Origin of the sequence: Defluviitalea phaphyphila (genome assembly GCF_001466305.1) — a bacterium.
Lineage (GTDB): Bacteria > Bacillota > Clostridia > Lachnospirales > Defluviitaleaceae > Defluviitalea_A > Defluviitalea_A phaphyphila.
In genome coordinates, this window is the sequence record NZ_JWID01000009.1 from 1 (window position 1) to 12936 (window position 12936).

The 12936-nt window shown below is 28.9% G+C and carries 14 protein-coding genes; 10 read left to right on the forward strand and 4 right to left on the reverse strand.

Annotation, left to right across the window (positions count from 1 at the left end; translation table 11 throughout):
- The first annotated feature begins 233 nt into the window (after window positions 1–233).
- The 10 genes from rpmE (at window position 234) to OM90_RS07280 (ending at window position 8689) form a co-directional block, all read left to right on the forward strand.
- Window positions 234–443, forward strand: a complete 210-nt coding sequence (rpmE, locus tag OM90_RS07235) for a 50S ribosomal protein L31 (protein ID WP_058486228.1) — start codon at window positions 234–236, stop codon at window positions 441–443.
- Between the two features lie 62 nt (window positions 444–505).
- A complete protein-coding gene (locus tag OM90_RS07240; RefSeq protein WP_058486229.1) occupies window positions 506–1420 on the forward strand; it encodes a DUF1385 domain-containing protein in 915 nt (304 codons plus the stop codon).
- Window positions 1404–2258, forward strand: coding sequence for a peptide chain release factor N(5)-glutamine methyltransferase (gene prmC, locus OM90_RS07245; protein ID WP_058486230.1), 855 nt, complete (start codon window positions 1404–1406; stop codon window positions 2256–2258). Before OM90_RS07240 ends, prmC begins: the two co-directional genes overlap by 17 nt.
- 11 nt (window positions 2259–2269) lie before the next feature.
- Window positions 2270–3337 carry a peptide chain release factor 1 gene (prfA, locus tag OM90_RS07250; protein WP_058486231.1) on the forward strand — a complete coding sequence of 356 codons (1068 nt, stop codon included), beginning with the start codon at window positions 2270–2272 and terminating at the stop codon, window positions 3335–3337.
- Window positions 3338–3424: 87 nt separating this feature from the next.
- Entirely contained in the window at window positions 3425–4624 is a 1200-nt protein-coding gene (locus OM90_RS07255; RefSeq protein WP_058486232.1) for a cation:proton antiporter, read from the forward strand.
- Between the two features lie 132 nt (window positions 4625–4756).
- The gene (locus OM90_RS07260) at window positions 4757–5953 is read left to right on the forward strand and encodes a cation:proton antiporter (protein WP_058486233.1); all 1197 of its coding nucleotides are present in this window, start codon (window positions 4757–4759) and stop codon (window positions 5951–5953) included.
- 17 nt (window positions 5954–5970) lie between these two features.
- Entirely contained in the window at window positions 5971–6381 is a 411-nt protein-coding gene (locus OM90_RS07265; protein WP_058486234.1) for a hypothetical protein, read from the forward strand.
- Window positions 6382–6405: 24 nt separating this feature from the next.
- Complete coding sequence (locus tag OM90_RS07270; protein WP_058486235.1) at window positions 6406–6765, forward strand: hypothetical protein; 360 nt, start codon at window positions 6406–6408, stop codon at window positions 6763–6765.
- A 69-nt stretch (window positions 6766–6834) separates the two neighbouring features.
- Window positions 6835–7572 (forward strand): ZIP family metal transporter, encoded by a 738-nt coding sequence (locus OM90_RS07275; protein ID WP_058486236.1) that lies wholly within the window; start codon window positions 6835–6837, stop codon window positions 7570–7572.
- 136 nt (window positions 7573–7708) lie between these two features.
- Window positions 7709–8689 (forward strand): type I phosphomannose isomerase catalytic subunit, encoded by a 981-nt coding sequence (locus OM90_RS07280; protein WP_330381849.1) that lies wholly within the window; start codon window positions 7709–7711, stop codon window positions 8687–8689.
- Between the two features lie 55 nt (window positions 8690–8744).
- On the opposite strand, the gene OM90_RS07285 is transcribed toward OM90_RS07280, so the two are convergent.
- From OM90_RS07285 to aroF, 4 genes are all read right to left on the reverse strand, one after another.
- Window positions 8745–9395 (reverse strand): SGNH/GDSL hydrolase family protein, encoded by a 651-nt coding sequence (locus tag OM90_RS07285; RefSeq protein WP_058486237.1) that lies wholly within the window; start codon window positions 9393–9395, stop codon window positions 8745–8747.
- 95 nt (window positions 9396–9490) lie between these two features.
- Complete coding sequence (aroA, locus tag OM90_RS07290; protein ID WP_058486238.1) at window positions 9491–10762, reverse strand: 3-phosphoshikimate 1-carboxyvinyltransferase; 1272 nt, start codon at window positions 10760–10762, stop codon at window positions 9491–9493.
- 10 nt (window positions 10763–10772) lie between these two features.
- On the reverse strand, window positions 10773–11876 hold the full coding sequence (locus OM90_RS07295) for a prephenate dehydrogenase (RefSeq protein ID WP_058486239.1): 1104 nt from the start codon (window positions 11874–11876) through the stop codon (window positions 10773–10775).
- On the reverse strand, window positions 11866–12888 hold the full coding sequence (gene aroF / locus OM90_RS07300) for a 3-deoxy-7-phosphoheptulonate synthase (RefSeq protein ID WP_058486240.1): 1023 nt from the start codon (window positions 12886–12888) through the stop codon (window positions 11866–11868). The genes OM90_RS07295 and aroF overlap by 11 nt, the downstream gene beginning before the upstream one ends.
- Window positions 12889–12936: the final 48 nt, after the last annotated feature.

Genomic DNA, 12936 nt, shown 5'->3' on the forward strand with positions numbered 1-12936 from the left:
TTAAGGCTAATTTTATACTTTAACACCTAAAATCAAGCATGATTTCTACTAAACATAAGTGTTGCATTTAATATTGCAATTTAGAATTGAAAAAAAGCTATAAATTATAAAACCCCACCCCTTGCAAGAAATATATACTTGTGCTATAATGTGAACGTTGTCGCTAAGAGACATGGAAATTAATATATAAAAAATAAAGATATAAAGATTTAGATTTTGAAAGAGGTGAAACCATGAAAGCTAATATTCATCCTAATTATGGAGAAGCTACAGTAATATGTAACTGTGGAAATACTTTTAAAACAGGATCTGTAAAAAAAGAAATAAGAGTTGAAACTTGTTCACAATGTCATCCATTCTACACAGGTAAACAAAAGGCGGTAGCAGCAAAAGGTAGAATTGATAAGTTTAATAAAAAATATGGTATTTCACAAGAGCAATAAGGATAAGGGGTTGAGGGGCTGCACTCACCCTTTTTTTAATTTTATTAGATAGAGGTGAATAAATGAAAAGAATTAATGTAGGAGGGCAAGCTGTTATTGAAGGGGTTATGATGCGTGGTACAAAATCCTATTCGGTAGCAGTTAGAAAGTTAAATAAAGAAATTGTTGTAGACAAAAAACCAGTAACAGGGATTATAAGTAAATATTCTATATTTAAACTTCCTATTTTAAGAGGAATAGCAACCTTTATCGATTCCATGATAATTGGAATAAAAACTTTAACTTATTCAGCAGAATTTTTTGAAGTAGAAGATGAAAAGCCTTCTAAATTTGAAAATTATCTTAAAAAGAAATTTGGAGATAAATTAGATGATTATGTAGTAGGATTTTCTATATTTATAGCTATTCTTTTAGGGATTGCTTTATTTATGGTGTCACCTTTTTTAATATCTAGGTTATTTAGAAATATATTTAAAAGTATTTGGATACAAAATACATTAGAAGGGTTTTTTAGAATAGCAATTTTTTTAACTTATATTTATTTCATTTCAAAGATGAAAGATATACAAAGGGTATTTGAATATCATGGAGCAGAACATAAAACTATAAACTGTTTAGAACATGAAGAAGAACTAACTATTGAAAATGTAAGAAAACATAGTCGCCTTCATAAAAGTTGTGGTACTAGTTTTTTACTTATAGTAATACTTATAAGTGTTTTTGTTTTTATAATTTTTAATGTTGAAAATGTATGGATGAGATTTTTTAGTAGAATTATATTTGTTCCACTAATTGCTGGAATATCTTATGAAGTTATTAGATGGGCAAGAAAGTCTAATTCCAAATTAGCTAATATTATTAGTATTCCTGGCATGTGGTTGCAAAGGGTTTTTACAACAAGAGAACCAGACGACGAACAAATTGAAGTGGCAATAGTGGCGTTAGAAAGGGTTCTAGAGGATGAAGAAAACTATTAAAGAAATTTTAACCCAAGGAAAAGGCATATTAAGAGATTCAAAAATAGAGACATGGGCTTTAGATAGTGAGATACTTCTTTGCCACGTACTTAATTTATCTAGGGTTCAACTTTTTACTCATTCAGAAGATGAGGTTTTAAAAGAAGATGAAATAAAATATAAAGAATTGATATGTAAACGAGCTAAAAGAGTACCTATTCAATATTTAATTAATAAGCAGGAATTTATGTCATTACCTTTTTATGTTAATAAAAATGTTTTAATTCCAAGAAGAGATACAGAAAATTTAGTAGAATTAGTATTAGAGATTTTAGATAAAGAAAAAAAATATGATATTTTAGATATGTGTACAGGTTCAGGATGCATTGGGATTAGTATAGCATATTTTCTTCCTAAAAGTAGGGTAATAGCTTCTGATATTTCTAAAGATTCATTAAAAGTAGCAAAATATAATGCAAAAATAAATGGCGTAGATGATAGAATCGAATTTGTTAATAGTGATTTATTTAAAAATATATCTATTAAGGATAAATTAGACATGATTATATCAAATCCTCCTTATATTCCCACAAAAGATATAGACAATCTTATGGAAGAAGTAAAAAAATATGAGCCTATTAAAGCTTTAGATGGAGGAGAAGATGGTTTAGACTTTTATCGTATTATTACTAGAGAAAGTATAGAGTATTTAAAACCTAAAGGTATATTAATGTTTGAAATAGGATATAATCAGGGGAAAATGGTATCTAATATATTAAAATCTCATGGTTTTATAAATGTTAATATAAAAAAAGATTTGGCAGGTTTTGATAGAATTGTTTTTGGAATAAAGGGGTAGAGGTGAATAGTATGTTTGATAAATTAGATGAAATAGTAGAAAAATATGAAATTTTGTCTCAAAAAATTAGTGATCCTGAAATAATAAATAATCAGTCTGAATGGCAAAAAATGATGAAAGAATATAGTGATATGCGTCCTTTAGTAGAAAAGTATAAAGAGTATAAAAAAACAAAAGAAGCTATAGAAGAAGCTAATATGCTTTTAGAAGATAATTTAGAAGAAGATTTCAAACAATTAGTTAAAGAAGAACTATCAGGAAATAAACAAAAAATATTAAAACTTCAAGAAGAATTAAAGATACTTCTTTTGCCTAAAGATCCTAATGATGAGAAAAATGTTATAGTTGAAATTCGTGGAGGAGCAGGGGGAGATGAAGCAGCTCTTTTTGCTGGAGATTTATTTAGAATGTATTCAAGATATGCTGAAAGAAGAAGATGGAAAGTAGAAATTATGAGCAGTAATGAAACAGGAGTTGGAGGTTTTAAAGAAGTTGTATTTATGATTCAAGGAAGTGGTGCTTATTCTAGGTTAAAATATGAAAGTGGAGTACACAGAGTTCAGAGAATACCTGTTACAGAATCTGGAGGAAGGATTCATACATCAACAGTTACAGTGGCGGTACTTCCTGAGGCAGAAGATGTAGATGTAGAGATTAATAATAATGATCTTAGAATAGATGTTTTTAGGTCTTCTGGAAATGGTGGACAAAGTGTTAATACAACAGATTCTGCTGTTCGTATCACCCATTTACCAACAGGATTAGTTGTTACTTGTCAAGATGAAAAGTCTCAGCTTAAAAATAAGGAAAAAGCATTAAAAGTACTTAGAGCAAAACTATATGAAATAGAGGAAGCAAAAAGACAAAAGGAATTGGCAGAAGCAAGAAAAAGTCAGGTAGGAACAGGTAATAGAAATGAAAGAATTCGTACTTATAACTTTCCTCAAGGGAGAGTAACAGACCATAGAATAGGTCTTACTCTTCATAAATTAGATAGTATATTAGATGGAGAAATAGATGAAATTATAGATAATCTTATTACAGTGGACCAAACAGAAAAATTAAAAAATAGTGTATAAAATATAAGACGCCTAGGTTAGACGCCTAGGCCTTTTTATAGATTTTTAAGAGTACTTAATAATAAATGTTGTTAGGAGGGATTTAGTTTGAATGCTTTATTAGCTATCGGAATTGCTCTTATATCAGGATATATAGTAGGAAAATTAATTCAAAAAGCAAAAATCCCTGCTGTTGGAGGATATATTATAGCTGGATTGGTTATTGGGAAATCGTTACTTCATATAGTTCCTGATACAATGTTAAATGCACTGAGCCCCGTTTCAGATGTTGCATTGGGGTTGATTGCATTTAGCATTGGAGGAGAATTGGAATGGAAAACATTAAAAAAGGTAGGTAAAAGTATACCTATTATAGCTTTTTTTGAAGCTTTTACAGCTTTTGTGTTTGTAACAAGTATACTTTTAATTGTTGGTCTTGATTTACCTTCAGCTTTACTTTTAGGAGCCGTTTCTTCAGCAACAGCTCCAGCTGCAACAGTTATGGTTTTAAATGAATTAAGAGCAAAAGGGCCATTAACTAGTACTCTAATAGCGGTAGTAGCTATTGATGATGCTATATGTCTAATGATTTATGCTATAGCTTCTTCGATTTCAAAAGTTTTATTTTCTCATGCAGATAATATATCTTGGGGAAAAACTCTTGTAGCTCCAGTAGAAGAAATATTTTTTTCGCTTCTTTTAGGAAGTTTAGTTGGAATAGGATTTGTATTTATACTAAAAATAGTAAAAGAATCCCATGAAATTTTAGTAGTTGCAATAGGAACTATTTTAATTTTAAGTGGAATTGCTTCTAAACTTGGATTATCTGCTCTTCTTACATGTATGGCAATGGGAACTATGATAGCTAATTTTTCTAATCATAAAAGAAGGGTATTTTCCATTTTAGATAATATTTCACCGCCTGTTTATACTGCCTTTTTTGTACTTGCAGGGGCTAGATTAGATGTACATCTTCTTATGAAAATAGGATTGTATGGTGTAGTTTATACCATTTTCCGTATATTAGGCAAAGTATTAGGAGCTTCTATAGGAGCAACTATATCAAAATCAAATTCTGTTGTAAAAAAATATGTAGGATTTGGTTTATTATCTCAAGTAGGAGTTGCTGTTGGTCTTGCTATGGTTATTGCCAAAGAATTTGCTCAGTATGGGGAAATAGGAAGTATGGTAATAACAATTCTTTTAGCTACAACAGTTATTACTGAATTAATAGGACCTTTATGTACTAAATATGCTGTAATAAAATCTGGAGAAGTAGGAAAAGCAGATCTTGATAATGTACATTAGATATTTTAAGCTGCAACTTTATAAAGTTGCAGTATTTTATTAATAAATTTATATAAGATTTCAATAAGTATAATTGTAATTTTTGTATAATAGTTATATAATTAAAGTAAAAATCTAAAGTAGGAGGAAAAAATGGATAAACAATACCTACTAGAATTATCTATTTTATTAATTTCAGCTTTAGTTGGCGGATGGATTGTTAGTTTGATAAAGATGCCTAAAGTATTAGGACAAATTTTGGCTGGAATTATATTAGGACCTACAGTATTAGGTTTAATAAATGGAGAAGATGAACTTATTCATACTATGTCAGAAATAGGCGTTATTTTTCTTATGTTTCTTGCAGGTTTGGAGGCAGATATAAATGAATTAAAAACATCAGGGAAAAGAGCATCTATTATTGCCATAGGTGGAGTTATACTTCCATTAATATTAGGTACTGTAGTTCCATATTTTATGTTTCCTCAATATTTACCTAGTGGTTCAACAAATCAAAAACTACTATTTGCATTATATATAGGGACTATTTTAACAGCTACATCCGTTAGTATTTCTGTATCAGTTTTAAGGGATATGAATCAAATATCAAGTAAACAAGGAGTATCTATATTAGGGGCAGCTATTATAGATGATGTTTTAGGGATTATTTTATTAGCTACTATTACAGGAATAATAAATCCTTCATCTAATAGTAATATTATTATGTTAATTATTAAGATCATAGTATTTTTCATATCATCAATTGTATTTGGATTTATTATATCTAAACTTGTTACTAAATTTGCTCACGGAAGGGCTTGGAGTGAGAGAATAGTTACTTTTGCTATTATATTATGTTTTTTATTATCCTTTATATCTGAAAGATTTGAGATAGCAGCTATTACAGGAGCCTATATTTCAGGAGTCATTTTTTCTACCACTCCCTATGGACATAAAGTAGCTAATAAAATACAGGTATTAGCATATACTTTATTCACACCCATTTTTTTTATAAGTATAGGATTAAAGGTAAAGTTAACATCTGATATATTAGCATACTGGAAATATGCTTTAGTAATTTCGATAATTGCTATATTAGGGAAAATTATAGGATGTGGATTAGGAGCTCTTATGTCGAAATTTAATTTAAAACAATCCATACAAATAGGAGCTGGTATGATAGCTAGAGAAGAAGTAGCTTTAATTGTTGCAAGTCAAGGTATGATTAAAAATTTTATTACTAAAGAAACATTTACAAGTGTTGTATTATTAGTAGTTATTTCAAGTATAGTTACTCCTCCACTTTTAAAATTTTTATTTAGTAAGGAAGAAGTAACTTCTAATTTTTAATAAAAGGAGAGGATAATATGTATGTATTATTTATTGTGTTAAATGAAACGGAACATTTAGCAGAAATTTTAGGGAAAATAAGGCATTTAGGTATTAGAGGAGCTACTGTTATTGATAGCATGGGAGCTAGGACTCTTCAAGATAAAGGAATTTATAATGTTCCTTTAATAGGAGGATTAATGAAGTCTTTAGATGGAGATATACAAAGCAATAAAACAATTTTTTCTGTGATAGAAAGGGAAGAACAAGTTCAATATGTAATGGACCAAGTTGAAAGAATTTTAGGTGGAGATATGCAAAAACCTAATAAAGGAATTATGTTTGTTTTACCTGTTACTCATATGAGAGGTGGAGAACTTCATAGACATATTGAAAGTAGAGAAAATAAAAAGCTTTTAAATCAGGAATTTAAAAGTGAATATTATTAAAGTTTATTTAAAAGGGGCGAGAATATGAAGCCAAAAGGATATGTTCTTTTTATAGTATTAAGAAGTGCTAAGTATTTAAAGTCTGTACTTAAAGCTTTAAAAGAAATTAATGTTACTAGAGCTACTGTATTAGATTCTATAGGTTCAGCAAGTTTATATAGTTTAGATGATATATATATTCCCATGGTTGGTGGTACAATGAGGAGTATAGATAATATAGATACCTATGGGAAAACAATATTTTCATTGATAAAGGATGAAGAAACAGTCATAAAAGCTATGGATGCTGTTGAAGCTATATTAAATATGGATATAAAAAAACCTGGTAAAGGAATTATGTTTTCTGTTCCAATTTATTCTATTAAAGGAGTTATAGAAAATTAATTAATTATTCTATTTATTAAATTACCCCCATAAGATAACTAAGAGATAATTTCTTATGGGGGGATTTATATGGGAATAATTAATGTTTTTATTACAGGATATATAGCTGGATTTGTAGGAATATTAGTAGGAGTTATACTTTCATTTTTAACATCTAAAAAAGGTAAAAGATTTCAAGGAACGATTATGGGATTTACAGCAGGATTAATGATATCAATTGTTTGTTTTGACCTATTACCGGAAGCCTTTGAAAGAGGAGGCTTATATATTGGGATTATAGGAATGATATTAGGAATTATAATCATGGTAAAATTAGATAATAAAGTTATTAATTATATTAAAAAAATAGAGTCATCTAAAAAAATAAAGTATCTTAAAACTGGACTTTTAATGGGATTTGTAATTTCTATTCATAATATGCCAGAAGGAATAGCCATAGGGTCTTTGATTACAATTTCTTTTTATGCAGGAATAAGGCTTGCTATTATTATTGCACTACATTGTATTCCAGAGGGAATAGCTATAGCAATACCGTTAAGAGAAGGAGGAATAAAAAAGAGAAAAATTATATTATATTCATTTATATTTGCTATACCCATGGGATTAGGAAGTATTTTAGGGTATATAATTAGCGAAGTATCTTTATTATTTGTTACTTTGTCAATAGGTTTTTCAGGAGGTATTATGCTTTATGTCACCTGTGGAGAATTACTTCCTGAATCAAAAGAAATGTGGAGAGGAAGACTATCAACCATAGGAACTATGTTAGGAATTATTATAGGAATAGCAATTGCATCTAATATATAAAGCTTAAGTTTGATTATTAATTAATATTTATAACTTTTAATTTATAATAAAGAGAAAGTTAGTTATTTTGAAAGTTGCAATTAAGTATTAAAAGAGGACAAAAAATTAAAACTAAAAAATAAAAGGAGTTGTTGCTATGTTGTATCCTTTAAAACTTAATCCAGTATATAAAGAACCTATATGGGGAGGGAAAAGACTAAGAGAAGTATTTGGTAAAAATATTCCTTCGGATAGAACAGGAGAGAGCTGGGAAATAGCTTGTCATAAAAATGGAACAAGTACTGTTTCCAATGGTTTCTTAAAAGGGAAAAGTTTAAAAGAAGTAATTGATAAATATGGTATAGAAGCTTTAGGAAATAAAATAGGAAAAGAAGGATTAAAAAAATTTCCTCTTTTAGTAAAGATAATAGATGCTTCAGATAAACTTTCAGTTCAAGTTCATCCAAATGATGAATATGCAAAAGAACATGAAGGAGAATTAGGGAAAACAGAAATGTGGATAGTTTTAGACGCTAAACCAAAAGCTAAGTTGGTGTATGGAGTCAAACCGGGAGTAACTAAAGAAAAATTTAAAAAAGCCATAGAAGAGGGAACTCTTGAAGAGCTTTTAAATTTTGTAGAAGCGAAAAAAGGGGATGTATTCTTTATTCCATCAGGAACTATTCATGCCATTGGAGAAGGACTTCTTATTGCAGAAATACAGCAAAATTCAGATACTACATATAGAGTATATGACTGGAATAGGGTAGATTCTAATGGAAAATCAAGAGAGCTTCATATTAAAAAAGCTTTAGATGTAGCTGACTTATCTGATGTTACAGGTAAAGAAAAGGTAATAGGGAAAATAGTTAAAGAAGGAGAAAATATAAGAAATCATTTAGTATCATGTAAATATTTTGAAACAGAAATTATAACTATAAAAAAAGAGAGTATAGAAAAATTAAGTGGAGAAAAATTTGATTTACTTATGGCAATAGAAGGAAGTGGAGAAATACTATATAAAGAGGGAAAAGAATCTTTTAATGCTGGAGATTCATTTTTTATACCTGCTAATATAGGAGATTATAGCATAGTAGGGAATTGTAGTATAATAAAAAGTTTTATTCCTATAATATAATAAGAGGCTATATAACTAAGCAAAACTTAGTTATATAGCCTTATATTTTGTGATATTAATCCCAGTCTTTAAGTACTCCTTCATAATTTATGAGCTTGGTTAGTTCAGAAAAAATAAGGTCATAAAGAAGGTCATATCCTTTTTTACTTAGATGGAGTCCATCTTCTGATATAAGTTCTTTATAATTTTCATTTTCTATAACGTGACTAAAGAAATCAATTAAAGGACAGTGATATTCTTTAGCTAAAGTTTTTACAATATATCCATATTGTTTTAATCTATTATTAGTTCTTATAGGAGAACGGATTTCTTCTATAACTGGTGGAGGAGTTATTAAAATAGGTATAGGTATACATTTATTTAATCCTGTGCGGTTATTATGCTTTTTTATTTTTGTAATTATTTCTCTAAGATTATTTTCATATTCTTCTAAGGACCTAAATTGTTTATCATTCATAGCAGAATCATTAGAACCAAATAAAATAAAAACAATATTAGGATGGTAATTAAGAACATCTTTTTCTAATCTTTTAAGGGCTTCTCTTGTAGTATCTCCAGAGACGCCACTATTATAAATATGCCATGATATATTTGGAAAATATTGAGGCATAAATTTTTCAAGTCTTTCAACATAGTTCACATTTTTTGGAACACCATGCCCATAAGTAAGGCTATCTCCTAACGCTACAATAGTTGTTTTAATCATTTTTCACCCTCCAAATATTAAATCAAGGCATATTTATATATACATTATAATCTATTATAAAAAAATGTGCAAACAAGATATAATTAGAAACTTATTTAAAGACTATTTAAGATAGAAAAGAAATTAGGGAAAGAAATATTTATACATTCACTATTATTAATAATTGTTTTATTATTTGCTTTTAAAGCAGCTATGGCTAAGGACATAGCAACTCTATGGTCATTATAGCTTTCTACTATAGAACCATTTAATGAGCTTTTTCCTTCTATTATCATTCCATCTTCTGTTTCTTTAATAGAAGCTCCCATTTTTTGAAGCTCTGATGTCATAGTACTAATTCTATTAGATTCCTTTACTTTTAATTCTTCTGCATTTTTTATGATAGTTTTTCCTTCTGCATAACAAGCTGTAGCAGCTATTATGGGAATTTCGTCTATAAGTTTAGGAATTATATTTCCTCCTATTTCTGTTCCATGAAGTTTTGAAGAACGAACTAAAATATCTGCTACTGGTTCTCCCCATGTATTTTTCTTATTTAATAATTCAATATTTCCTCCCATTTGTTTAAAAACAGTAATAATTCCATCTCTAGTGGGATTGATACCTACATTTTTAATTAAAAGTTCTGAGTTTGGAAGAAGTAAGGCGGCAGCAATGAAATAAGCTGCAGAAGAAATATCTCCAGGAACTTCTACTTTTTGGCCTATAAGTTTTTCAACAGGAGTAGATATAATTTCTAAGTTATTTTTAATTATATTTCCTCCGAAATAATTAAGCATAATTTCTGTATGATTTCTTGAAGCTGTAGGTTCTATAATAGTAGTTTTACCATCAGCATATAAGGAGGCAAGTAAAATTGAAGATTTTACTTGAGCACTGGCAACAGGGAGTTTATAAGTTATTCCTTTTAACTGATTTCCTTTTATGTAGAGGGGACAATATTTTCCATTTTCTTTTCCATCTATATTAGCTCCCATTTGTCTAAGAGGATTTACGACTCTTAACATAGGTCTTTTTCTGATAGATGCATCTCCTGTAATTTTACAAGAAAAATTTTGAGCAGATAATAAACCTGTCATAAGTCTTATAGTTGTGCCACTATTACCTACATCTAAAATATCTGAGGGAGCAGAAAGCCCAAAAAGTCCTTTACCATGGACAATTACTTTTTCTTTAGTAATTTCTATTTTAATTCCTAATTTTCTAAAGCATTCTATGGTTGATAGACAATCAGCTCCCATTAAAAAACCTGTAATTTCTGTTTTACCTTCAGAAATAGAACCTAACATAATAGCTCTATGGGAAATAGATTTATCTCCTGGAATATTAACAATTCCTTTTATATTATCTCTAGGCTCAATAACCATTTTTTTCCTCCTAATTTACATGTATATTATAATTCATACTTCTTAAAAGTTTAATGCTTTTTTTCTGATCTTCTTCTGTGTCAAATATTATTTGAAGAACTCCTCTTCCGTCTTCTCTATTATTAATAATTCCTATGTTTTTAATATTGATATCATTATTACTAAGAAGTGTAGCTATATTTGCTATACTTCCTGGTTTATCTAATATATCTACAATAATTTCATAAGTTTTTATAAAAGGTCCTGGATTTCTATTAGAAAAGGTATCACGATAACGTTTTGCATCATCAAAAAATTTCCATATATAATCATCATCTTTATTTTTAATATGATAAGAAATTTCTGTTAGAATATTTATAAATTTATCAAGAACAAATAATATTTGTTCTTGATTAGTTATACAAACATTATGCCACATTTCAGGAGAAGAAGAAGCAATACGGGTAATATCTTTAAATCCTCCAGCAGCTAGTTTATGCATATATTTATCTTCATCATCTAAAGATTTAACCATATTTACTAAAGCAGAAGCAATAATATGAGGAACATGGCTAATAGAAGCTGTAACTAAATCATGATATTCGGGAGAAAGAATAACTGGTATAGCACCCAAGGAAGAAATAAGCTCTTTTAATTTTTTCAATATATTTTTTGGAGTCTCAGGTTGTGGGGTCAGAATATAATAAGCATTTTCAAATAAATATACTTTAGAGGCCTTATAACCAGTTTTCTCAGAACCAGTCATAGGATGTCCTCCAATAAAATAAATATTTTTTTCGTTTAAATAAGTATTTAATGTATTGACTACATCATTTTTTGTACTTCCTACATCAGTAATAATACATTCTTTATTTATAAAAGGAAGAAGTTCTTTAACATAATTAGAAATTTTTTTAACGGGAGTACATATAAAGATAATATCACAATTTGAAAAAGTTTCGTCAACAGATGTTGTAAAATTAGTAATAATTCCATCATCAAATGCTTGTTTTAGGGATTTTTCATCTATATCTAAAGCAACAATATTTTTAATTCTAGATTTTATCCTTAATGCTCTTGCTAATGATCCTCCAATAAGTCCAAGCCCTATAATTCCAACTTTATTAATCTCCATTAAAACTTCTTCCCATGAGTCTAATTAGTGGTTTCAATTCTGTACAAAGATTGGAAAAATCAGAAGGATTAAGAGATTGAGGACCATCAGAAAGAGCACAGGTAGGATTAGGATGTACTTCAATCATTAACCCATCAGCACCAGCAGCAATAGAAGCTTTTGCTAAAGGATTAACTAAGGAACGAATGCCACTGGCATGACTTGGATCTACAATAATTGGAAGATGGCTTTTTGCTTTAATAACCGGTACAGCACTAATATCTAAAGTATTTCTTGTAGTTGTTTCAAAAGTTCGAATTCCTCTTTCGCAAAGAACTACATTAGGATTACCTTCACTCATAATATATTCAGCCGCATTTAACCATTCTTCAATAGTAGCACAAAGTCCTCTCTTTAATAATACTGGGATATTAGTTCTTCCAACTTCTTTTAAAAGTTGGAAATTTTGCATATTTCTTGCTCCTATTTGCATCATATCTACATATTTAGCAGCTGTTTCGACAGCTTGAAGACTAGTTACTTCACAAACAATAGCAAGTCCTGTTTCTTCCCTAGCTTCTGCCATATATTTAAGACCTTCTTCTTCAAGCCCTTGGAAAGAATAAGGAGAAGTTCTAGGTTTATAAGCTCCACCACGAAGTATTTGAGCTCCTGCTTTTTTTACAGCGTGAGCAGCTTCAAGAAGTTGTTTTTTACTTTCAATAGCACAAGGACCAGCCATTATAACTATTTCTTCTCCACCAATTTCACAATTTCGTACTTTAATTTTAGAAGGATTTAAATGAAATTTTTTATTAGCTAATTTATATGACTCAGTTATAGGAACTAATTTTTCTACTCCTGGTAAAAGTTCAATATTAGACTTATTTAGTTTTGATTTATCTCCTATTACTCCAATAATAGTTGTTTCTGAGCCTTTAGATAAATGAGTTTTCAATCCACAGTATTCAATTGTTTTTATTACGTTTTGAATATTTTCTTCAGTAGCATCATGGCGCATTACAACAATCATGAAAAAGCCTCCTTAAATATTATTAAATTCGATAATTAGAATGTTTTA

Coding starts and splice junctions, on each gene's coding strand:
- OM90_RS07240 (WP_058486229.1), top strand. CDS start 506: ATGAAAAGAATTAATGTAGGAGGGCAAGCTGTTATTGAAGGGGTTATG.
- prmC (WP_058486230.1), top strand. CDS start 1,404: ATGAAGAAAACTATTAAAGAAATTTTAACCCAAGGAAAAGGCATATTA.
- OM90_RS07280 (WP_330381849.1), top strand. CDS start 7,709: ATGTTGTATCCTTTAAAACTTAATCCAGTATATAAAGAACCTATATGG.
- prfA (WP_058486231.1), top strand. CDS start 2,270: ATGTTTGATAAATTAGATGAAATAGTAGAAAAATATGAAATTTTGTCT.
- OM90_RS07260 (WP_058486233.1), top strand. CDS start 4,757: ATGGATAAACAATACCTACTAGAATTATCTATTTTATTAATTTCAGCT.
- OM90_RS07265 (WP_058486234.1), top strand. CDS start 5,971: ATGTATGTATTATTTATTGTGTTAAATGAAACGGAACATTTAGCAGAA.
- OM90_RS07275 (WP_058486236.1), top strand. CDS start 6,835: ATGGGAATAATTAATGTTTTTATTACAGGATATATAGCTGGATTTGTA.
- OM90_RS07285 (WP_058486237.1), bottom strand. CDS start 9,395: ATGATTAAAACAACTATTGTAGCGTTAGGAGATAGCCTTACTTATGGG.
- rpmE (WP_058486228.1), top strand. CDS start 234: ATGAAAGCTAATATTCATCCTAATTATGGAGAAGCTACAGTAATATGT.
- aroF (WP_058486240.1), bottom strand. CDS start 12,888: ATGATTGTTGTAATGCGCCATGATGCTACTGAAGAAAATATTCAAAAC.
- OM90_RS07270 (WP_058486235.1), top strand. CDS start 6,406: ATGAAGCCAAAAGGATATGTTCTTTTTATAGTATTAAGAAGTGCTAAG.
- OM90_RS07295 (WP_058486239.1), bottom strand. CDS start 11,876: ATGGAGATTAATAAAGTTGGAATTATAGGGCTTGGACTTATTGGAGGA.
- aroA (WP_058486238.1), bottom strand. CDS start 10,762: ATGGTTATTGAGCCTAGAGATAATATAAAAGGAATTGTTAATATTCCA.